The organism is Actinomadura sp. 6N118, assembly GCF_044326415.1.
Taxonomy (GTDB): Bacteria; Actinomycetota; Actinomycetes; order Streptosporangiales; family Streptosporangiaceae; genus Spirillospora.
In genome coordinates, this window is record NZ_JBIRAZ010000001.1 from 584,399 (window position 1) to 605,969 (window position 21,571).

The window sequence follows — 21,571 nt, forward strand, 5'->3', positions numbered from 1 at the left end:
GGCGATGCACGCGAGACCGCCCCGCAGACCTGGGTTCCGTTGGATCTGGGCACCGCTGGTGGGGATCGTGGTGTTCTCGTTGACCGCCGGCATGATCAGGCTGCAGGAGACCGCCTGCGCCGCAGTCGCCGGCCCGCCGCCGCGCTCCGCGCCATCGGCCGACTTCCAGCCACCGCCTGCGCCCGCGCCCGCCACGCGCCCGGCGCCGCTGTCGGCCCGTTGGGGCACCGCCGCCTATCACCGCGACTGGTCGGAGGTGTTGTGCTCGATGGGCCCCTTGTCGCCGACCGGATACTACGTCTCGCTCTCGGCCGAGGAGTTCGGGCGGGCGTCGTTGTGCGGCTCGTATCTCGAGGTCGCCGGCCCCGAGGGCGTCGTGCGCGTCCAGGTCGTCGACCGGTGCCGCGCCTGCCCGCCCGGCCGCCTCGACCTCAGCGAACGCGCGTTCGCCCGCATCGGCGACCGGAGCGAGGGCGTCATTCCGGTCCACTACCGCCTGGTCCACGACCCGCGGCCCGTGCCGCGCCTGGCCGTCCGCGTCAAGCCCGGCTCCACGCGGATCTGGCTCGCCCTGCTCGTCCTCGGCCACGGCAATCCGATCAGCCGCGTCGAGCTGCGCGCGGTCGGTCGTGACTGGCGGGCCATGCGACGCGGTGTGGACAACCACTGGGTGATCTCCGCCCCGGGAGACGGCCCCTACCGGGTGCGCGTCACCGACCGCTTCGGCAACCGGGCGGTGCTGCGGTGGGTCGCGTTCGAGACCGCCGCCGTCCAGCACAGCGAGGTCCGGTTGTACGGGACGTTCAAGCGGCCGGGCAACTCGACGCTGCCCTCCGCGCGGCTCCCCGAGTCCGGGCCGGCCACCTCGCCGACGCCGTTCAAGGTCACCTCGCTCTGCTCCTGACCCTTCGGGTATCAGCTCAGCCGCGCAGCCGACCAGCCGTTCAGCCGACCCGCCGTTCAGCCGACCAGCCGACCAGCCGTGCAGCCCTTCAGCCGCAGAGCCGCGCGATCGATTCGACCATGTGCTCCTCGATGAGGCGGAGCAGGCGCTCCTCCTCACCGTCGGCGATCGCGTCGACGAGGCCCCGGTGCTCCTCGACGAGCTCCTTGGGCTCTGGATACTTGGCCTGCAACGCGTTCAGGCACATCCGGGTCTCGACCAGCAACGTCTGCGCCATGCGCTCCAGCCGGGGGCTGCCGGACGCGCGCACCAGCACCTCGTGGAACGCCTGGTCGGCATCGCTCATCTTGATCCGGTCACGCTCCCGCGCGGCCTCCACGAGCTGCTGGAGCGCCTCGTTCAGCTGCACGACGGCCTCGCCGCGGTTGCGCTGCATGAGCAGGATGCAGGCGGCGCGCTCGATGGCGAGGCGGGCCATGTAGACGTCCTCGACGTCGTTCTCGTCCAGCGTGATCACGAACAGCCCGCGATGGGGTTCGCTGTGCAGCAGCCCCTCCTGGACCAGGCGCTGCATGGCCTCGCGCAGCGGTCCGCGGCTGATGCCGAGCCGGGCGGCGAGCTCGGCCTCGCCCAGCTGGTCGCCGGGCGCCAGCGAGCCGTAGAGGATCGCGGACCGCAGCTCGTCGTAGACGATCTCGACAGTGGACTTGCGGGGGACGGGTTCCAGTTCACCCAGTCGGCCCATGGTGAGGGCCCTCCTTTGTGGCGAAGAGTGTGCCCAGCCCGGGATGTGAGGGCGTGCGGCCGGCCAGGCGCAGCCCTTCCCAGACGCTCACCTGGTTGGCGGTGAGCACGGGTTTGCCGACCCTGTCCTCCAGCTCGGCGAGCCAGGACACGGTGTGCAGGGCGGTGTCGGGCACCAGCACCGCCTCTGCAGCAGGGTGGTCGTTGGCGGCGACGAAGTCCAGCACCTCGGCGCGGCCCAGCGTGCCCACCTCGGCGGCGGTGACGATGCCGCGGCAGGACAGCGCGACGACCTCGATCCCGGCGTGCGCCAGGAACGCGCTGAACCGCTCGGCCACGTCCGCGGGATAGGTGGCCGCGACCGCGACCCGCCGCAGGCCCAGCCGGCGCGCCGCGTTCACGAACGCGAAGGAGGTGCTGGACGCGGGCACCCCGGCGGCCTCCTGGACGCCCGCCACCTGCGCGGTGGCGCCGTCCCAGCCGAACACGAAACTGCCGCTGGTGCAGGCCCAGACGGCTGCCTCGATGCCCAGCGCACGCAGCTCGCGGGCGCCTTCGGCGAGCACGTCGGGACCGCCGATGTCGAGGAGCGCGTCGACCCGGTGAGCGTCCTCCCGCATGGTCGTGTGCACGACCGGCAGGCGGACCTCGCCCAGCATCCGCTCGATCGCCGGATAGTCGTCCTCGGCGCTGAACCCCGGATAGAGGAAGCCGACACCGGGAGATCCGACACCGGGAGATCCGACACCAGATCCGACACCGTTCCCCATCGATCCTCCGTCCGGCGTCCGGTAGCTCGACCGATCCGTAGATTGTCAACAATATTACCATCGCGTGGTACGGGCGTTCGGCCGAGCAGCCGGGCAGCCGGGCCGATCAGCCGAGGAGACGGTTCACACGGCGGTCGTGCCGCTGAGCCGTACGAGCGACTGGCCGTCGCCCGCCGCAGTCCAGCCCATGGCCCGCAGAGCCGAGCACATCGTCACCTGGTTGGCGGTGAGCACCGGCTTGCCCAGCATGCGTTCCAGCGGCGCGATGATGTCGTACGTCGGCACGTTCGTGCAGCTGATGAACACCGCCTCCGCCTCGGGCCGGTCCACCTGGGCGACCGCCTCGACGATCTCCCCGTACCCCACCTTCCAGATATGGCTCAGCAGCCCGAGCCCGACCCGGGACACCACCTGCACGTCGTGCGCCCGCAGGAAGTGCACGAGCCGGTCGGTCACGCTGTCGATGTACGGGGTGACCACCGCGATCCGGCGCGCGTCCAGCAGGCGCAGTGACTCGGCGAGACCGCCGGACGTCGTCACCGCCGCCGGTGCGCCCGCCGACAGCATCGTCTCGGTGAGCCGGCTCTCGCCGGTGGCACCGCGGACGAAGCTGCCCGAGGCGCACGCGTACGCGACCACCCGCGGCTCGGGTGTCAGCACGTCGCGGGTCGCCTGCCGGACGATCGAATGATCGGAGAGCGCGGACGCCATCTCCACGGTCACCGGGACCGGGACGTACGGCAGCCGCGTCATGTAGAGCGAGACGTCGTCGGGCATCCAGCGCCACAGCTCGCGGTCGAGGGCGAAGTCGAAGGGCGCGACGACTCCGATCCCCTGCTGTGCGAGTAGCGCCGGGGTGACGACGAGGGCGGGGTCGAGTGCCATCGCCGGGACCGCTATTGCCCGTGCCGCTGGTAAACCAGGCGTTCGCCGACGGCTCCCGACCTCCAGACGTCGTTACACGCCTCGGCCATGCGATCGAGACCCTCGGTGATGGTCGCGTAGACGTTGCCCGGCACCCAGCCGACATCGCCGTTGAGGAGCAGGTTGTTGCGCCCGTAGAAGATGGCGAGATCGATCACGCCGGGCAGCGCCGCGATGCCCTTCTCCTCCTTGAACGCCCGGTCGAGCATGCCGCCGGGGAACGAGAAGTAGACGACGTCACCCGGGATCGGTGTCACGGTCGGGTTCTCGAGGCCTATCTCCTCGCCGAACCGCTCCACCATCGTGTAGACCTCGTTGCGGGCGTATTTCGCATGGTAGGCGTCGCCGCCCAGCGGGAGCGCCTGCCACACCGCCTCGCACGTCCGAGGTGCGTCCTTGTCGAGCAGTTCTGCGACGCAGGAGACGCCGCGGCGCTCGAGCGTGATGCTGATCTTCCTTGGCATTCCCACCCTGGCCTGAGTAGTCGCGCTGATTGTTGACAATCCTACGAAGCGTTCATAGCGTGTCAATGCCTCGAGCAGTTGCATTCTCGTTAACTCCTGACCAGCGTAAATAGCGTCGAGCGAAGCTTCGGCTGTCATGGTGGGAAGGCGGAGCGTCACGTGGACTCAGTGGTGGTGCTGCGGGGCGATGACGCGCCGCCCGGCATGGCCGAGATCGAACGCCTGGCCGACGTCCGTTACGTGCGGGAACCGGAGCTCGCGGAGGCCCTTCCGGACGCCGATGTCCTGTTCATGTGGGACTTCTGGTCAGACGCCCTGGCCGCGGCCTGGCCGGAGCAGGGCGGGCCAGACTGGGTGCACATCGCGAGCGCGGGCGTGGATCGGCTGCTCTTCCCCGAGCTGGTGGCCGGGGACGTCGTCGTGACCAACTCGCGAGGGGTCTTCGATGAGCCGATCGCCGAGTACGTGCTGGGCCTCGTGCTCTGCTTCGCCAAGGGGCTGCACACGACGCTCGGCCTGCAGGCGCGCAGGCAGTGGCGGCACCGCGAGACCGAACGGATCGGCGGCGCCCACGCGGTCGTCGTCGGCACCGGCCCCATCGGCCGGGCGATCGGCCGCAAGCTCACCGCCGCCGGGCTCCAGGTCAGCGGCATCGGCCGCACTGCGGATCCCGCCGATCCCGACCTCGGCGAGATCCGTTCGATGGACGGAGTGAACGAGACGCTCGCGCAGGCCGACTACGTGGTCCTGGCCGCACCGCTGACCGAGCTCACCCGCGGCATGATCGACAAGGCGGCCCTGTCAGCGATGCGTCCCACCGCCCGCCTCATCAACGTGGCGCGCGGTCAGCTGGTGGTCGAGAACGACCTGATCGACGCCTTGCGCGAAGGCCGGATCGCCGGTGCGGCACTTGACGTCTTCGAGACCGAGCCACTCGACGAGGCCTCACCCCTGTGGGGCCTGCCGAACGTCATCGTGTCCCCGCACATGTCCGGCGACACGATCGGATGGCGGCACGACCTCGTCCGCCTGTTCGCCGATAACCTCGACCGGCGTGGCACCGGCCGGCCGCTCCGTAACGTGGTCGACAAACGGCTCGGCTACGTTCCGTCTCAGCAGAAAGGCAGGGCCCGATGAGCCTGACCGCGCTGACCGCGACCGAGCTGCTGGCGGGCTACCGCGACGGGACGATCTCGCCGGTCGAGGCCACCGAGGCCGTGCTGGCGCGCATCGCGGAGCTGGATCCACAACTCAACGCCTTCTGCCTGGTCACCGCGGACGAGGCCCTCTCGCGAGCACGCGAGTCCGCTGACCGGTGGCGGCGGGGCGAGCCGTGCGGCCTCCTCGACGGCGTGCCGGTCTCGATCAAAGACATCCTCCTGACCCGCGGCCATCCGACCCGCCGCGGCTCCCGGACGGTCTCCCCGGACGGCCCGTGGCCCGACGACTCGCCGGCGGCGGCGCGGCTGCGCGAGCACGGCGCGGTGATGGTCGGCAAGACGACGACCCCGGAGTTCGGATGGAAGGGCGTCACCGACAGCCCGCTCACCGGGGTCAGCCGGAACCCCTGGGACCTCTCGCTCACCCCCGGCGGCTCCAGCGGTGGAGCGGCCGCCGCGGTGGCGGCGGGCCTGGCACCGCTCGCCGTGGGCACCGACGGCGGCGGCTCGGTCCGCATCCCGGCGGCCTTCACCGGCACGTTCACCCTCAAGCCCACGTACGGCCGGGTCCCGCACCATCCGGCGAGCCCGTTCGGCACCCTCGCCCACGTCGGCCCGATCACCTGGACCGTGGCCGACGCGGCCCTCATGCTCGACGTCCTCACCGGACCCGACGGCCGTGACTGGTCGGCGCTCCCGCCGCCCGCCACGCCGTTCGCGGAGGTCCGGCCGCCAGACGACCTTGGCGGGCTGCGCGTCGCCTACAGCCCGACCCTCGGCTACGCCTCGGTCGAGCCGGAGGTCGCGGCGCTGGTCACGGCCGCCGTCGGCGTGTTCGCCGAGCTGGGCGCGAAGGTGGAGCAGGTCGATCCCGGCTTCGACGACCCGGTGCACGACTTCGAGGCCCTCTGGTTCGCGGGCGCCGCCAAGGTGGTCGAGCCTCTCTCCCCGGCCCGCCGCGCCGAGCTGGACCCCGGGCTGCGCGAGGTCATCGAGGAGGGCGCGCGGCTGTCGGCCCTCGACTATCTGGAGGCCACCGCCACACGGGTGCGGCTGGGACGGATCATGGGCACCTTCCACGAGGAGTACGACCTCCTGCTCACCCCGACCCTTCCGATCACCGCCTTCGAGGCCGGACGGGAGGCACCGCAGGGCGCCCGTGCCCGCTGGACCGGCTGGACGCCGTTCACCTACCCGTTCAACATGACCCAGCAGCCGGCGGCGAGCGTCCCGTGTGGTTTCACCGCCGCCGGCCTCCCGGTCGGCCTGCAGGTGGTAGGCCCACGCCATGCCGACGCCTTGGTGCTCAGCACGTGCGCGGCGTACGAACGCGCAAACCCCTGGCACGCCCACCGGCCCCCCGTCGGCCCCACCTGACCGTGATGGTCAGTCGACTGTGTGGTCAGTCGACGGTGCTGGCCAGTTGACTGAGTGGTCAGTCGAACGTGATGACTGAGCGGCCTCGGGCGGTGCCTTCGGCCATTGCGGCCAGGATGGCCGGTGCGTCCTCCAGTTGGACCTGGGTGACCTCCGGGAGGATGTCGTGCGCGGCGGCGAAGTCGAGGGTGTCGCGCATGTCCTTTGGGGAGCCCGACGGCAACCCCATGACTCGGCGGCGGCCCAGCACGAGGCCGATGGGGGCGAGCGTGATCGGCTCTGGGCCGTATCCGAGGTAGAGCAGGGTTCCGTCGGGGCGTAGGCCGCCGAACGCGGCCAGGCCGGTGGCGGTGTCGGGCGCGGTGTTCATCGCCAGGTCCGCGCCGCCGTCCCAGGCGAGCAGAGCCTCGGCCGGGTCCTGCTCCTCGGTGGCGACGAAGACCTCGGCGCCGAGCTCGCGCATCTCGTTCTCGGTGCGGCGCGATCGGGAGACCACGGCGACCCGGGTGCCCATGGCGACGGCGAAGCGGACGGCCATCGTGCCCACGCCGCCGGTGCCGAGCACGGCGACCTTCGACCCGGCGACCGCGCCGCCCTGGCGAAGCCCGTTGAACGCGGTGATCCCGGCGCACATCAGCGGCGCCGCGGCGACCGGGTCCAGGTTCGTGGGCAGCGGGGTCACGAAGCCCGCGCGGGCGATGAAGTACTCGGCGTATCCGCCGTCGTGGTTGACGCCGGTGACGTGCTTGGGCCCGGCGCAGAGCATCTGGTCGCCACGCACGCAGTAGTCGCAGCGGCCGCAGGACGTGTAGAGGAACTGTGCCCCGACGGGGGTGCCGACGTCCGGCCAGCCGACCCCCTGGCCCAGCGCGGCGACGACACCGCTGATCTCGTGGCCGGGGACGACCGGGAAGTGGCCGAACGGGTAGTGGCCGTGGAACTGGTTGACCTCGGAGTAGCACATGCCGCAGGCGGTCACCTTCACCAGGATCTCGCCGGGGCCGGGCTCAGGCACGTCACGTTCGACCAGCTCAAGCGGTTTGTGCGGGGCGTTGAGGACGGCGCTGTGCATGAAACTTCCTCTCGTTTAGCGTCGATATACGGTTCTGCTTATCGACGGTATATCAATGTAGCGATGGTTTGCAAAATTTTGTAGCATCGATGTCATGAGTACTCAGGATGACGCCAGGGAACGGATCTTGCGGGCCGCGTCCCAGCTGCTCGCCGAGGCGAACGGCGAGCCCGTGTCCACCCGCGCCATCTGCACGGCCGCCGGGGTCGGGGCACCGACCCTGTATCACCACTTCGGGGACAAGGAGGGCCTCTTCGACGCCGTGGCGAGCCGTGGCTTCGAGGAGTACCTGGTGGAGAAGCGCGCGCAGCCGAGTACGGGTGATCCGGTGGACGACCTGCGGCGCGGCTGGGACTTGCACGTGGAGTTCGGTGTCACCCACCCGGCGATCTACGTGCTCATGTACGGCGGCACCCGCACGCCCGCCGCCGCCAAAGAAGCCCAGGCCATCCTGCTCGGCCTGCTCGAACGGGTCGCGCACGCCGGGCGCCTCCGGGTGCCGGTCGAGACGGCGGCGCGCATGGTCCATGCCGCCGGTGCCGGTGTCACGATGACGCTGATCGCCGACCCCGACCCCGAACCCGACTCCGGTGGTCTGTCCGCTCGCACTCGCGAGGCAGTGCTGGCTGCGATCGCCGCGCCCGCAGGTGTCGAGAGAGCCGAAGGCGGGGTGGGACTCGAAAACGGGGCGGGTGCCGAAGCTGGGATGGGTGCCAAGGGCGGGATGGGTGCCGAAGGTGGTGTGGGTGTCCGCGCCATCGCCCTGCGTGCTGCGCTCGACGCCGACGGGGCCGCGCCGCTCAGCGCCGCCGAGGCCGCCCTGCTCCGCGAGTGGCTGGACCGGCTCGCCCGTTAGGTGGCGGTCCGGCTATGGTCGCGGGGCGCTGGAGGCGCTAGTGTCCCAAGCAAGCACATGCTCGGTTTTGGGAGGCTCCATGCGCCGCGGCGTTCACCTGCTCGAAGAGGTCGAGTTCCACCCGATGAACTCCCGCCGGCCACTGGAGTACCTGCGCTGGCTGACCGACTACAAGCGAGAGGACGACCGGCTCGCCGAGGGCGCGCACGAGCTCACCGAGGGCATGTCGATCCGTTCCCGGGAGATCGACCTCGTCGGCGCGTTCTACGCCGTCGGCATCACGGGGCACCCGCAGTTCAAGGTGGTGACCCTCTGGGACTGCCACGGCGGCTGGGACGGCGGCTGGCGGCAGATGCTGGAGATCTACGACGACGTCAAGGAGAACCTCTTCCTCTCCGACATCGACGACCTGCGGTTCTCCGCGTTCTCCCGGCCGCTCGGGGCGGCGCCCGGCAGCCCCGCGTTGGCCGACGTCCTGGCCGAGGGATACGCCGCGCCGCTCTACCTCTTCGAGAGCGCCGAGGTCCGGCCGGGCGCGGCGCTCGACTACCTGGAGGCCGTGCGCGAGGAACGTGCCCCGATGCTGGCCGAGCACGGGCACCGGCTGATCGGCTCGTACGAGGTCCAGTTCTGCGACACCGAGGTGGTCACCCTCTGGGGGACCGACATCGACGCGCACCTGGGCCTGCAGCGTGCCCGCGACGCCGCACTGGGCATGGACGACGAGGTCGAGCCTGATCATCGGCTCGTCTCCTGGCGCAAGCGGGCCCGCGAGTTCCTGTCCGGGCCGTGGCGGGAGAACCTGCTCAGCCCCTATCCCGGCAGCAAGCTGGCCCCACGGGATTAACGGGACTAATCCGTCAGCTCCTTTTTGCGCCGCCGCTCCTCACGGCGGGCCTTGCGCTTGACGGTGACCCCGCCCCAGAACGCCAGCCCGGTGACGACGACGCGCGGCGCGCCCGGAACGCCCGGGCCGCTCGCCGTGTGGTCGAACCCGCCCATGATCCCGATGCCCTTGACGTGCACGGTGAGGTCATCCGGCGCGATCACGTCGATGCCGCCCATGATGGCGAACGCCCGGATGCGTACCTCCTGGCCGGGAACGAACCGGGCTTCGCGCAGGTCGACCTTGCCGCCGCCCCAGAACGCGAACCCGGTGAACTTGGCCGGGACGTTCCACACGCCCTGGCGCTTGAACTCGCTGCAGAACGCGAAGCCCCTCCGCCACGAGGGGGCGTCGGTGATCGGCGCGCCGAAGACAGGCGGGCCGGACGGATGCGGTGCGGAGCCGGTGACCGGGAGATCCCTGGTGATCGGCTCCAGCTCGGCGTAGGTCTTGGCGGCGTAGACCGCGGTGAGCCGGTCGTCCAGCTCGTCCAGGCCCAGTCGGCCCTCGCCCGCGGCTTCGCGCAGGATCTGCGCGACCTGGTCGCGATCAGCGTCCGACGCCCGCATCTCAGGTGGGCCGGGGGATCGCTCGGGGAGGTTCATGTCCCAGAGCCTAAGCCGGTTCGAGGCGTATGACGATGGACTTGGAGGTCGGTGTGTTACTGATCTCGGCTGTGCTGTCCAGCGGCACCAGGACGTTGGTCTCGGGGAAGTACGCGGCGGCGCAACCCCGCGCCGTCGGGTAGGCCACGATCCGGAAGCCGGGCGCACGCCGTTCCACCCCGTCGGACCACTCCGAGACCAGGTCGACCATCGCGCCGTCCGCGAATCCGAGCTCGGCCAGGTCGTCCTCGTGCACGAACACCACGCGCCGGCCTGCCTTGATGCCTCGGTAGCGATCGTCCAGCCCGTAGATCGTGGTGTTGTACTGGTCGTGGCTCCGTACGGTCTGCAGCAGCAGCCGTCCCTCCGGCACGCGCAGCACGTCCAGGGCGTTGACCGTCAGGTTGGCCTTGCCGGTGGCGGTGGGGAAACGGCGGTCGTCGCGCGGGCCGTGCGGGAGGGTGAAGCCGCCGGGCTCACGGATCCGGTCGTTGAAGGCCTCGAAGCCCGGTACGACACGGGACACGTGGTCGCGGATCACGTCGTAGTCGCGCTCCATCGCGTCCCAGTCGATGTCCCCGTCGCCGTCTCTGCCGCTGTCCCTGTCCCTGTCCCTGTCGTGCAGCGTCGCGCGGGCCAGCCCGCACACGATGGCGACCTCGGACTTGAGCTGCGATGACGCGGGAGCCAGACGGCCGCGCGAGGCGTGGACCATGCCCATCGAGTCCTCGACGGAGACGAACTGCTCCCCGCCCGCTTGCACATCGCGTTCCGTACGGCCGAGCGTCGGCAGGATCAGCGCCTGCTCACCGGTCACGGCGTGCGAGCGGTTGAGCTTGGTCGAGACCTGCGCGGTCAGGCGGCACGAGCGCATCGCCGCCTCGGTGACCGCCGAGTCGGGAGTGGCGCGCACGAAGTTGCCGCCCATCCCGAGGAACACCTTGGCCCTGCCGTCCCGCATCGCGCGGATCGCGTCCACCGTGTCGAAGCCGTGCTCGCGCGGCGGCTCGAAGCCGAACTCCTTGGCCAGCGCGTCGAGGAACGCGGCGGGCGGCCGTTCGAAGATGCCCATCGTCCGGTCGCCCTGCACGTTGGAGTGCCCGCGGACGGGGCACACGCCCGCGCCCGGCCGCCCGATGTTGCCGCGCAGCAGCAGGAAGTTGACCAGCTCGCGGATGGTCGGCACCGAGTTGCGGTGCTGAGTGAGGCCCATCGCCCAGCAGACCACGATCCGGTCGGCGGCCAGCACGTCCCCGAGCGTCGCTGCGATCTCGCCCCGGGTCAGGCCCGTGGCCTCCAGCACGTCGTCCCAGTTCAGCGCCCGGACGTGGCGTTCGAACGCCTCGAACCCCGCGGTGTGGCCGGTCAGGAACTCCCGGTCGACGGCGTCGGGCGCCTCCGATTCCAGGAGCAGCCGGCCCAGGGCCTGGAAGAGCGCGAGGTCGCCGTTCAGCCGGATCTGCAGGAACCGGTCGGCGAGGGAGGTCCCGCGACCCGCGATGCCGGACGGGCGCTGCGGGTTCTTGAACCTCATCAGCCCCGCCTCGGGCAGCGGGTTGACCGCGATGATCCGCGCTCCGGACCGCTTCGCCTCTTCCAGCGCCGACAACATGCGCGGGTGGTTGGTGCCCGGGTTCTGCCCCACGACGAAGATCAGGTCGGCCTGGTGGAGGTCCTCCAGGAGCACCGAGCCCTTGCCGATGCCGATCGTCTCGTTGAGCGCCGAGCCGGACGACTCGTGGCACATGTTGCTGCAGTCCGGGAGGTTGTTGGTCCCGAACGCGCGGGCGAAGAGCTGGTAGGCGAACGCGGCCTCGTTGCTGGTCCGGCCCGAGGTGTAGAACAGCGCCTCGTCGGGGGAGTCCAGCGCGTTCAGCTCAGCGGCGAGCAGGCCGAACGCCTCGTCCCACGACACCGGCTCGTAGTGCTCGGCGCCCGCACGCTTGATCATCGGCTCGGTCAGCCGGCCCTGCTGCCCCAGCCAGTGATCGGAACGCTCCGCCAGCTCGGCCACGGTGTGGCGGGCGAAGAACTCGCGGGTGATGCGCCGCGTCGTGGCCTCCTCCGCGACCGCCTTCGCGCCGTTCTCGCAGAACTCGGCGACGTGCCGCTTGTCGCCCTCCGGCCACGCGCAGCCAGGGCAGTCGAAACCCTGCTTCTGGTTGACCTGGAGCAGCGTCAGCGCCGTGCGCTTGGCGCCCATCTGGTCGAACGACTGGCGCAGCGCGTGCGTCACGCCGGGGATACCGGCGGCCGTGTCCTTGGGCGCCGAGACCTTCAGGCCCTCGTCACCGGTGTCCTCAACGGGTGCTTTGCGGCTCATTGCAACTGATCCTGGCTCTTCGCGGGCTGATCCTGGCTCGTTGGTGCTGGTCCTGGCTTATTGGTGCTGGTCCTGGCTCATATAGTCCTACTGTCGCATGCCGGGGGGCAGTGCCCGGTCACTCGCTGATCGTGATTAGGTAGTCGTATGGCGGGCGAGACGGCGAAATCGGCTACGGCGAAGGCGGATCGGGGTACGGAGGTCACCACCCCACCCGAACTGCTCGCCGCCCCGGGATACGTGGCCCGCCGCCTCTACCAGTCGTACGTCGCGCTCTGGACCCGCCTGGTGGACCCGGTCCTCACCGGCCCGCAGTTCGCCGTGCTGACCGCGGTGAACAAGTACCCCGGCGTCGACCAGGGGTCGCTGGCCGCCTCGGTCGCGCTCGACCGTTCCACGATGGCCGACATCGTGCGGCGGCTGGAGGACAACGGCCTGATCGTCCGGCACACGGCGACGCACGACGGGCGCCGCAAGCTGCTCTACCTCACGGGCGAGGGGGAGCGGCGGCTGGACGAGGTCAACCGCCGGGCGAGGCAGCTCGACGAGGACCTGATGCGCGGTCACTCGGCCGCTGACCGGGACCGCTGGCTGCGGGAGATGACCTCGCTCGCCGCCCACTGGGAGAGCCTGCTCGCCGAGTAACCCCGGCGTTCCACCGCGTAACCCCAGCGTTCCACCTCGTAACCCCAGCGTTCCGCCTTCCCTCAGCCCCCACCCAACCACCCTTCCAACGGACGAAACTTCGTTTCGGCCGCCTCGTTTCGGCCCAGTTAAATCGAGCGCCGGGTCTTGCTTTTCTGAGATCGTCCGTGTTCGGATTAGTTAGTCCGAACACGGAGCATCTTCGAATCCTTCGTGGATCGGTTGTCTGTGCCGCGTTTCCGATCGCTTGGAGGAGCTTTGACGGCGAGCCAGTCGTACAGCGTCACGATCGTCGGAGGTGGCCTCGGCGGGCTGACCGCCGCGCTCGCGCTCCGGCAGCGGGGGCTGCGCGTCACCGTCCTGGAGCAGGCCGAGCAGCTCGGCGAGGTGGGCGCCGGCATCCAGACCGCGCCGAACGCCAGCCGCGTCCTGATGGCGCTCGGACTCCGCTCGCAGCTGGAGGCCATCCACACCGAGCCGCTCGACCAGGTGCGGCGCCGGTGGGAGGACGGCAGCGTCATCGCGGTGACCCCGCTCGGTGACTTCTGCAAGCGCACGCAAAACGCTCCGTACTGGCACTACCACCGCGCCGACCTCCACAAGGTGCTGCTGGACGCCTGCCTTTCGCCGGACACCCCCGGCCCCATGGTCGAGGTGCATACCGGCAGCAAGGTGGTCTCGATCGACCAGAGCGACCCCGCCCGTCCGGTCGCCGTGACGGCGGCGGGAATGCGGCACGAGTCCGACGTGCTGGTCGGCGCCGACGGCATCCGGTCCGGCGTCCGCGACGCCCTCGGCATGCCCGACACCCTGCTCTTCTCCGGGGAGATGGCCTACCGCGTGCTCATCCCCGGAGACAAGATCGCCGCCGATCCGGCGACCCGCTGGCTGGTGGACCGGTTCCAGAGCACGATCTGGTACGGGCCCGACCGGCATCTCGTGCACTACATGATCCGCGGCGGCCAGTACCTCAACGTCGTCGCGATCGTCCCCTGCTCCCCAGAAGTGGAGGAGCTGTGGACCGTCTCGGCCACCGTTGACGAGCTCGTCGAGGCCTTCCCGGGCTGGGACGACCGGGTGGCCTCGATGCTCTCCAAGGCGGAGGGTGAGATCTCCGCCTGGGCCATGTACCACCGCCGCCGCGATCCGGTGTGGGTGGACGGGCATGTGGCCCTGCTCGGCGACGCCTGCCACGCGATGCTGCCCTACCAGGCGCAGGGCGCGTCACAGGCGATGGAGGACGCGGCCGTGCTCGCCGAGGAGCTCGGCTCGGTCCCGGTGACGGGCGTGGCGGGGGCGCTCGCCCGTTATGTGGCGCGGCGCGCCAAACACGCCGGGATGGTCCAGGACGCGGCCTGGCGCAACATGAGGTTCTACCACCTGCCGGACGGGCCTGAGCAGCGCGAACGCGACGCCAAGCTCAAGAACTTCGGTGGCGAGTCCGATGTCTCCTACGAGTGGCTCTGGAGCGGCACGCCGCTCAACGACCCCGACCAGGAGTCCTTCGCCTACCAGTTCCGCGGTTAGAGCCACTCAACTGCAGCACCCTTCCACCGCAGCACCCCTCACCGCAGCACTCTTCACCGCACATGGCGGGAGCCTCCATGAAGACAGGAAACCAGATCGTCCAGGAACTGCCCTGGAAGTGGGGCGTCCAAGGAAAGATCTTCATCATCGGCGGTCTCGGCTACATGTTCGACGCCTGGGACGTGGCGCTCAACGGATTCCTCACCCCTCTGCTCGCCAAGCACTTCGAACTGTCGGTCGGCGAGAAGGGCCTGATCGCCACGGCGAACCTCATCGGCATGGCGGTCGGCGCCGTCGCCTGGGGCACGATCGCCGACCGGATGGGCCGCAAGAAGGCCTTCAGCCTCACGCTGCTGATCTTCGCGCTGTTCTCGATCCTCGGCGCGCTGTCGCCGAGCTACGAGGTCTTCCTCCTGTTCCGCTTTCTGGCGGGCGTCGGCCTGGGCGGCTGCATCCCGGTCGACTACGCGCTGGTCGGGGAGTTCTCGCCGAGCCGGCTGCGCGGCAAGATCCTCTCGGCGATGGACGTCTGGTGGCCGATCGGCGCCACCTTCTGCGGGGTGGCCGCCACCCTGCTGGAGCCGGTCCAGGGCAACTGGCGCTGGATGCTCGCTGTGATGATCATGCCGGCGCTGCTGCTGTTCTGGGTGCGGCGCGGTATCCCCGAGTCACCGATGTACCTCGCCAAGGCGGGACGTGAGGCCGAGGCACGCGAGATCATCGACGATCTGGTGGCGCGGACCGGCACCCCCGCCGAGCCCTACGTCATCACCGCACCACCCGAGGAGACGGGCGGACCGCGAGGCCTGCGCGCCGCTCTTTACCAGCTCCGCCTGGTGTGGAGCTTCAGCCCGCGCATAACGTCGGTGGCGTGGACGCTGTTCGTCACGGTCATGACCGTCTACTACGTCGCGCTGAGCTGGATGCCCACGATCCTCAAGGAGGAGGGCTACACCGACGCCGCCGCGTTCGCCAAGACCACCCTGATGACGGGCGTCGGCATCGTCGGCGTGCTCCTGTCGGCCTGGCTGGTCGAGGTCGTCGGCCGCAAGTGGGTCATCGGCGTCTCGGCGCCGGTGTCGGCGGCGGCCCTGGTCGCCTTCGCGGCCTCGCTCGACCTGCAGACCACGGCGCTGGTGTGGCTCGGCGTCTTCGGCTTCATGATCCAGGTCACCATCCCGGTGCTGTACGCGTACGTGGCGGAGCTCTACCCCACCCATATCCGGGCCAGCGGGTTCGGCTGGGCGTCGTCGGCCAGCCGGGTGGTGTCGGGGTTCATCCCGTTCATCTTCGGCACACTGCTCTGGCCCGCGCTCGGCCTGACCTGGACGTTCGCCGCCCTGGGCGGCGTGACCGTCGTGGTGGTCCTGTGGATGGCGGCCGGTGCGCCGGAGACCAAGGGCCGGGAACTCGACCACGTCACCGAGCCCGCGCCGAGGCCCGGCGAGGAGCCCGACCCCGTCCCCGTGAGGGCGTGACGGAACGATGAAGCCCGCGCCCTTCACCTACCATCGCGCCCGCGATGTCGCCGGGGCCATCGATCTGGTGGCCGAGCTGGGCCCGGACGCGAAGTACATCGCCGGAGGCCAGAGTCTGGTCGCGATGATGAACTTCCGGCTGGCCCGCCCGTCCCACCTGGTCGACCTCGGCGGCCTGTGGAGCGAGCTCGCCCATGTACGGCGGGACGGCGACTCCGTCCGGATCGGCGCCCTCACCACGCACCATGAGGTCGAGACGGCGGGCCTCGGGTTCGTCAGCGAGGCGATGGGGTGGATCGGCCACCTGCCCATCCGTACCCGGGGAACGGCCGGCGGCAGCCTCGCCCACGGCGACGCCACCGCCGAGTGGTGCCTGCTCGCGCTGCTCCTGGACGCGGAGATCATCGTGCAGGGGCCGGACGGGCGCCGCACGATCGCGGCAGGCGAGCTGTTCCTCGGCTTCTTCTCCACCACGCTGGAGCCAGAGGAGATCATCATCGAGATCGTCTTCCCGCGTTCCGGCCGCCGGGCCGCGCTCACCGAGTTCGCCGAACGGCGCGGCGACTTCGCCACGGTGGCCGCCGCCGTGGACCTGGAGACCTCCGCCGTGGTGCTGGGCGGCGTCGCGCCCGCGCCCGTCCGCGTTCCAGAGGCCGAGGCCGTGCTGGCCTCGGGCGGATCGTTCGCCGACTGCGCCGAGGCAGCCGCAGCGGCGATCGATCCGCCCGGTGACACCAACGGAAGCGCCGAATACCGCAGGGTCCTCACCCGGACCCTGGTGGCCCGAGCCTGCGAGGAGGCCCAGTCATGAAGGCCACCGAGTCATGAAGGGCACTCAGCCATGACCGAGCGACGAGGGACGTGGGTCGGCTCGTCGGTGGGCCGTCGCGAGGACCCGCGCTTGCTGACCGGGCAGGGCCGGTTCGTGGACGACATCCATCTGCCGCGGATGTTGCACGCTCAGTTCGTGCGCAGCACGATCGCGGCGGGGACCGTCGTCTCGATCGACCTGTCCGCGACGCTGGCCGTGCCGGGCGTCGTCGCCGCGTACACGGCCGCCGATCTGGATATTGGCGACATCACGGCCATCTTGGACCGGCCGCGGTCGGAGTTCGTGCCGACGGCCATGCCCGTGCTGGCGCGGGATCGGGTGCGGTACGTGGGCGAGCCGCTCGCGATCGTGCTCGCCGAAGATCCCTACGCGGTCGAGGACGGCCTCGAAGCGGCGCGCGTGACCTATGACGCGGGTGCCCCCGTGTTGTCGGACGAGGCCGCGATGGCGCCCGGCGCGCCGCTCGTCCACGACGTGGCGGCGGGGAACGTGCTCGTGGACGTGTCGATGTTCGCGACGGAGGGCATCGACCGGATCATCGACGAGGCGCCGTGCGTCGTGCGCGTCCGCGCCAAGACCGGGCGCCAGAACGCGCTGCCGCTGGAGACCAGGGGAGTGGTCGCGAGCTGGGACGCGCGGGACGAGCAGCTGCTCGTCCAGACCTGTACGCAGGTGCCCCACCAGGTTCGCACGGTGATGGCCGGGTGCCTCGGCCTGGCAGAACGATCGGTGCGCGTGCTGGTGCCCGACATGGGCGGCGGCTTCGGCCTGAAATGCGTGGTCGGCCGGGAGGAGATCGCGGTCGGCGCGGCCTGCCTGAAGGCGAGGCGGCCGGTGAAGTGGATCGAGGACCGCCGGGACGCCCTGACCGCCTCGTTCCTGGCTCGTGAGCAGCGGTACGACGTGCGCGCCGCCTTCGACGGTGCCGGGCGCATCCTCGCGCTGGACGCCGACATCGTGTGCGACATGGGCGCGTACTCCTGCTATCCGTTCACGGCGGGCATCGAGCCGCTCATGGCGTCGGCCGAGCTGCCAGGCGTCTACAAGGTGCCGGCCTACCGCGTTCGCGGCCGTGCCGTCACGACCAACAAGGCGCCGACCGCCCCCTACCGGGGAGTGAGCCGCCCGCAGATCGTCATGGTGATGGAGCGGCTCGTCGAACGGGCCGCCCGCGAGCTGGACCTGGACCCGGTGGAGATCCGCCGCCGCAACCTGATCACCGAGTTCCCGTACACCGGGATCAACGACGTCACCTACGACCCCGGCTCGTACCTGGAGTCGCTCGATCTGTGCGAACGCGTGCTCAAGGACGAGGGCTGGTACGAACGGCGTGGCGACAGCCGTTACATCGGCATCGGCTACTCCTGCTTCAGCGAACGGACCGGCTACGGCTCGGCGGCGTTCGCCAAGCGCAAGATGGCCGTGGTGCCCGGTTTCGACATGGCCGAGATCCGGATGGATCTCAGCGGCAGCGTCACGGTCACCACGGGGACGATGAGCCACGGCCAGAGCCACGAGACGACGCTCGCCCAGATCGTCGCCGACCGGCTCGGCCTCGACATCGCCGAGATCAAAATCCATCAGGGTGACACCGACCGCATCACGTACGGATTCGGCACGTTCGCCAGTAGATCCGCAACCATCGGCGGCAGCGCCGTGGCCCGCGCCGCGACCATCTTGGGCGAACGGCTCCTGGCCCTGGGCGCTCACCTCCTCGAAACGACGTACGACAACGTCGAGCTGGACGCCGCGCGGGTCCGCCGCCGCGACGACGGCCGTGCCCTCTCGTTCGAGGAACTGGCCGACGTCGCCTATCTGAAGGCCCACCTGCTGCCGAAGGACGCCGACCCCGGGCTCACCGCGAGCGCGACGTTCGACGTCCAGGGTGACGGCACGTTCAGCAACGCCGCCCACGGCGTGGTCGTCGAGCTGCACCCGGGCACCGGCCAGGTCGAGATCCTGCGCTACGTGTGCGTCGAGGACTGCGGCGTCGCGATCAACCCGCAGGTCGTCGAGGGGCAGGCGCGCGGCGGCATCGCCCAGGGCATCGCGGGCGCCCTCTTCGAAGAGGTCACCTACGACGAGCAGGGCGAGCCGTCCTGCGCCAGCTTCATCGACTACAAGGTCCCGACGGCCAGCGAGATCCCCGACATCTCGGTCCACCACCTGGAGACGCCCTGCGCGTTCACCGAGAGCGGCGCCAAGGGCGCGGGCGAGGGCGGCACGATCGGCGCCCCCGCCGCCGTCCTCAACGCCGTGAACGACGCGCTGCGCCCCACCGGGGTCGAGCTCGACGACACCCCTATCCGCCCGGAGACCGTCCAGCGGGCGCTGGCCGCGATCGGAGTGTTCGCATGACGTGTTCATGGTCGCGGCTCCGCCGCTCCGGGTTTCTCCTCAATCCAGACAAGGCGGCGCCATGACCGAGAAACTGCTGATCAGCCTCACCGTCAACGGGCGCACGCACGACGACCTCGTGATCGAGTCGCGGCACACACTCGTGGACGTGCTGCGGCATCAGATCGGCCTCACCGGCACCCACGTCGGTTGCGAGCACGGCATCTGCGGCGCCTGCACCGTCCTGCTCGACGGCGCCCCGGTCCGCGCCTGCCTGGTCTTCGCCGCCCAGGCCGAGGGCCGCGACGTCCGCACGGTCGAGTCGCTCGCCTCCGACGGCGAGATGAACGACCTGCAACGGGCGTTCTCCGCCCACCACGGGCTGCAGTGCGGCTTCTGCACACCCGGTTTCCTGATGCTCGCCGAGGGGTTTCTCGCCGAACGCCCCGACGCCACCCGAGAGGAGATCCGCGAGGTCGTGTCCAGCAACCTCTGCCGGTGCACCGGCTACCAGACCATCGTCGACGCGATCGAGGACTGTGCCAGAGCCCGGGAGGAGGCCCGATGATCCTGGAGAACGAGATCACCGTGGCCGCAGCCCCAGGCGAGCTCTTCACTCTGATCAACGACGTGGAACGCGTCGTCACGTGCCTTCCCGGCGCCGCCCTCGAGGGCCGCGACGGCGACACCTACCGCGGCGGCGTCAAGGTCAAGGTCGGCCCCATCACCGCCGCGTACGCGGGGACCGTGCGCTTCCTGGAGGTGGACGAAGCCCGCCGGCACCTCCGGCTCCAAGGCCGCGGCGCCGACACGCACGGCAGCGGCGACGCCGAAGCCGAGCTGAGCCTGACCATCGATGAGGCACCCGAGGGCTCGGTCCTCCGCATCAAGACGGACCTGCTGATTCGCGGCAAGCTGGTGCAGTTCGGGAAGGGCGCGATCGTCACGGTCTCGAACCGCCTCCTGCAGCAGTTCGCCCAGAACCTCGCCGCCCTGATCGAGGCCGACCGCACCGGCGTGCCCGTCCAGAAACCCGCCGCCCCGGAGCCCGCCACGGTCTCGGCGCTGGTCCCGCCGTCCGCCGCCAAGTACGCGCCGATCGCCGCCGCGTTCGCCGTCGGCCTCTTCCAAGGCTGGCTGCTGGGCAAGCTGAACGCGCAGTCCCGCGAGCTCAAGGCACTGCGCCGTGGCTGAGGACCTCTCCGGCGCCGAGCTCGCCGAGACCTATTCCACCGCGGGCTTCGGCAGCCCGGTCCGCCGCGGCGACCGCCCAGCGCTGATCATCGTCGACCTCACGAACGGCTTCACCGACCCCGCGTACCCCTCGGGCGCGGACCTGTCCGACGTCGTCAAGGCCACCGCCACCCTGATCGAAAGCGGCTCCGCACCGGTCATCTTCACCACGATCGCGTACACCCACTCCGAACTCGACACCGTGACCTGGCTGCACAAGGCACCCGGCATGCGGGTGATGCGCGAGGGCACCCCGGCCGTGGAGATCGACGCCCGCCTACCGCGCAACCCCGGCGACATCCTGATCACCAAGAAGGGCGCCTCCGCGTTCTTCGGTACGACTCTCGCCGCGACCCTGACCGCGCTCCGCTGCGACACCGTCCTGGTCTGCGGCGCCACCACCAGCGGCTGCGTCCGCGCCACCGCCGTCGACGCCGTCCAGTCAGGCTTCTCCGTCCTGGTGCCCCGCGAGTGCGTCGGCGACCGCGCCGCCGGCCCGCACGACGCCAACCTCTTCGACATCCAGGCCAAGTACGGCGACGTGATCAGCCTCGCCGACGCCTGCGACTACCTGGCGGGAGCCCATGCCTGACCGCATCCTCACCCAGTCAGCCCTCGCGGACCTGGCCGACGTCCCAGCCCAGAGCCGCTGGACGACCTCGAACGGCCTGCGCCTCCACGCCCTCGACTACGGCGGCCCCGGGACACCCCTGATCATCGTCCCCGGCATCACCAGCCCGGCGATCGCCATGGATTTCGTGGCCCGCGAACTCACCGACCTGGTCCGCCCGATCGTCCTCGACGTGCGAGGCCGGGGCTTCTCCGACGACGGCCCCTCGTACACCCTCCAGGACTACGCCGCCGACACCGAGGCACAGATCGCCGGCCTTGATGACCCGATCCTCCTAGGCCATTCCATGGGCGCCCGCATCGCCGCCCTGGTCGCCACCAAAACAACCTTGCGCGGAACGATCCTGGTGGACCCGCCCATGAGCGGCCCAGGCCGCGGTCCGTATCCCACCACCCTCGCCGCCTTCCAAGCCCAGCTCTCTGAGGCTAAACACGGCACCACAGCCGACAAGGTCGCCCAATCGTGGCCCCGCTGGCCCCGCCGCGAACAAGAGCTACGCGCCCGCTGGTTGTCCAGCTGCGGCGCCGACGCGATCGCCGCCACCCACCAGGGCTTCGAGACCGAGGACTTCTTCGACATCTGGCCCGCCGTCCCGGCCCCCACGACCCTGGTCTACGGCGCCGAGAGCCCCGTGGTGACGTCCGCCGGAGCCGCCGAGGCCGCCCACACCAACCCCGCCGCCCGCCTCCTCGAAGTCCCCGCCGCAGGGCACATGGTCTTCTGGGACAACCCTCAAGCCGCCCTGAAGACCACCCGGGAGATCCTGCGCGCCCTCGTCTAGTGGCCTGCGCCCGTCGGGCCAT

The 21,571-nt window shown here is 70.5% G+C and carries 21 protein-coding genes; 14 read left to right on the forward strand and 7 right to left on the reverse strand.

Annotated elements, in window-relative coordinates:
* Positions 1-67 precede the first annotated feature (67 nt).
* Entirely contained in the window at positions 68-904 is an 837-nt protein-coding gene (locus ACH34W_RS02565; RefSeq protein WP_395959015.1) for an expansin EXLX1 family cellulose-binding protein, read from the forward strand.
* Between the two features lie 88 nt (positions 905-992).
* Here ACH34W_RS02565 and ACH34W_RS02570 read toward each other — a convergent pair whose 3' ends face one another.
* The 4 genes from ACH34W_RS02570 to ACH34W_RS02585 form a co-directional block, all read right to left on the reverse strand.
* The gene (locus tag ACH34W_RS02570) at positions 993-1,649 is read right to left on the reverse strand and encodes a GntR family transcriptional regulator (RefSeq protein ID WP_395959016.1); all 657 of its coding nucleotides are present in this window, start codon (positions 1,647-1,649) and stop codon (positions 993-995) included.
* Positions 1,633-2,418 (reverse strand): maleate cis-trans isomerase, encoded by a 786-nt coding sequence (locus ACH34W_RS02575; RefSeq protein ID WP_395959017.1) that lies wholly within the window; start codon positions 2,416-2,418, stop codon positions 1,633-1,635. Before ACH34W_RS02575 ends, ACH34W_RS02570 begins: the two co-directional genes overlap by 17 nt.
* Positions 2,419-2,541: 123 nt before the next feature.
* Positions 2,542-3,303, reverse strand: coding sequence for an Asp/Glu racemase (locus ACH34W_RS02580; protein ID WP_395959018.1), 762 nt, complete (start codon positions 3,301-3,303; stop codon positions 2,542-2,544).
* A gap of 11 nt (positions 3,304-3,314) precedes the next feature.
* Positions 3,315-3,806, reverse strand: coding sequence for a DUF3830 family protein (locus ACH34W_RS02585; RefSeq protein WP_395959019.1), 492 nt, complete (start codon positions 3,804-3,806; stop codon positions 3,315-3,317).
* 204 nt (positions 3,807-4,010) lie between these two features.
* Here ACH34W_RS02585 and ACH34W_RS02590 point away from each other — a divergent pair, with 204 nt between their 5' ends.
* Together ACH34W_RS02590 and ACH34W_RS02595 are read left to right on the forward strand one after the other, a co-directional pair.
* Positions 4,011-4,943, forward strand: coding sequence for a D-2-hydroxyacid dehydrogenase (locus ACH34W_RS02590; RefSeq protein WP_395959293.1), 933 nt, complete (start codon positions 4,011-4,013; stop codon positions 4,941-4,943).
* Positions 4,940-6,343, forward strand: coding sequence for an amidase (locus ACH34W_RS02595; protein WP_395959020.1), 1,404 nt, complete (start codon positions 4,940-4,942; stop codon positions 6,341-6,343). Before ACH34W_RS02590 ends, ACH34W_RS02595 begins: the two co-directional genes overlap by 4 nt.
* A 58-nt stretch (positions 6,344-6,401) precedes the next feature.
* On the opposite strand, the gene ACH34W_RS02600 is transcribed toward ACH34W_RS02595, so the two are convergent.
* The gene (locus ACH34W_RS02600; RefSeq protein ID WP_395959021.1) at positions 6,402-7,415 is read right to left on the reverse strand and encodes an alcohol dehydrogenase catalytic domain-containing protein; all 1,014 of its coding nucleotides are present in this window, start codon (positions 7,413-7,415) and stop codon (positions 6,402-6,404) included.
* 94 nt (positions 7,416-7,509) lie between these two features.
* Here ACH34W_RS02600 and ACH34W_RS02605 point away from each other — a divergent pair, with 94 nt between their 5' ends.
* Together ACH34W_RS02605 and ACH34W_RS02610 are read left to right on the forward strand one after the other, a co-directional pair.
* A complete protein-coding gene (locus tag ACH34W_RS02605) occupies positions 7,510-8,271 on the forward strand; it encodes a TetR/AcrR family transcriptional regulator (protein WP_395959022.1) in 762 nt (253 codons plus the stop codon).
* Positions 8,272-8,350: 79 nt separating this feature from the next.
* The gene (locus ACH34W_RS02610) at positions 8,351-9,118 is read left to right on the forward strand and encodes a hypothetical protein (RefSeq protein ID WP_395959023.1); all 768 of its coding nucleotides are present in this window, start codon (positions 8,351-8,353) and stop codon (positions 9,116-9,118) included.
* Positions 9,119-9,123: 5 nt separating this feature from the next.
* On the opposite strand, the gene ACH34W_RS02615 is transcribed toward ACH34W_RS02610, so the two are convergent.
* Together ACH34W_RS02615 and ACH34W_RS02620 are read right to left on the reverse strand one after the other, a co-directional pair.
* Positions 9,124-9,762 carry a DUF1707 domain-containing protein gene (locus ACH34W_RS02615; RefSeq protein WP_395959024.1) on the reverse strand — a complete coding sequence of 213 codons (639 nt, stop codon included), beginning with the start codon at positions 9,760-9,762 and terminating at the stop codon, positions 9,124-9,126.
* Positions 9,763-9,772: 10 nt separating this feature from the next.
* Positions 9,773-12,085 (reverse strand): FdhF/YdeP family oxidoreductase, encoded by a 2,313-nt coding sequence (locus ACH34W_RS02620; RefSeq protein WP_395959025.1) that lies wholly within the window; start codon positions 12,083-12,085, stop codon positions 9,773-9,775.
* Positions 12,086-12,232: 147 nt separating this feature from the next.
* On the opposite strand from ACH34W_RS02620, the gene ACH34W_RS02625 reads away from it, so the two are divergent.
* The 9 genes from ACH34W_RS02625 (at position 12,233) to ACH34W_RS02665 (ending at position 21,549) form a co-directional block, all read left to right on the forward strand.
* Positions 12,233-12,730 (forward strand): MarR family winged helix-turn-helix transcriptional regulator, encoded by a 498-nt coding sequence (locus ACH34W_RS02625; protein WP_395959026.1) that lies wholly within the window; start codon positions 12,233-12,235, stop codon positions 12,728-12,730.
* Positions 12,731-12,988: 258 nt separating this feature from the next.
* Positions 12,989-14,257, forward strand: coding sequence for an FAD-dependent monooxygenase (locus ACH34W_RS02630; RefSeq protein ID WP_395959027.1), 1,269 nt, complete (start codon positions 12,989-12,991; stop codon positions 14,255-14,257).
* A gap of 77 nt (positions 14,258-14,334) precedes the next feature.
* Positions 14,335-15,735, forward strand: coding sequence for an MFS transporter (locus ACH34W_RS02635; RefSeq protein WP_395959028.1), 1,401 nt, complete (start codon positions 14,335-14,337; stop codon positions 15,733-15,735).
* Positions 15,736-15,742: 7 nt separating this feature from the next.
* Entirely contained in the window at positions 15,743-16,546 is an 804-nt protein-coding gene (locus tag ACH34W_RS02640; RefSeq protein WP_395959029.1) for an FAD binding domain-containing protein, read from the forward strand.
* A 30-nt stretch (positions 16,547-16,576) separates the two neighbouring features.
* Entirely contained in the window at positions 16,577-18,925 is a 2,349-nt protein-coding gene (locus tag ACH34W_RS02645; protein WP_395959030.1) for a xanthine dehydrogenase family protein molybdopterin-binding subunit, read from the forward strand.
* A gap of 61 nt (positions 18,926-18,986) precedes the next feature.
* Positions 18,987-19,472 carry a (2Fe-2S)-binding protein gene (locus tag ACH34W_RS02650; RefSeq protein WP_395959031.1) on the forward strand — a complete coding sequence of 162 codons (486 nt, stop codon included), beginning with the start codon at positions 18,987-18,989 and terminating at the stop codon, positions 19,470-19,472.
* Entirely contained in the window at positions 19,469-20,098 is a 630-nt protein-coding gene (locus ACH34W_RS02655; RefSeq protein ID WP_395959032.1) for an SRPBCC family protein, read from the forward strand. The genes ACH34W_RS02650 and ACH34W_RS02655 overlap by 4 nt, the downstream gene beginning before the upstream one ends.
* A complete protein-coding gene (locus ACH34W_RS02660) occupies positions 20,091-20,729 on the forward strand; it encodes an isochorismatase family protein (RefSeq protein WP_395959033.1) in 639 nt (212 codons plus the stop codon). The genes ACH34W_RS02655 and ACH34W_RS02660 overlap by 8 nt, the downstream gene beginning before the upstream one ends.
* Entirely contained in the window at positions 20,722-21,549 is an 828-nt protein-coding gene (locus ACH34W_RS02665) for an alpha/beta fold hydrolase (RefSeq protein WP_395959034.1), read from the forward strand. Before ACH34W_RS02660 ends, ACH34W_RS02665 begins: the two co-directional genes overlap by 8 nt.
* The last annotated feature ends 22 nt before the right edge of the window (positions 21,550-21,571 follow it).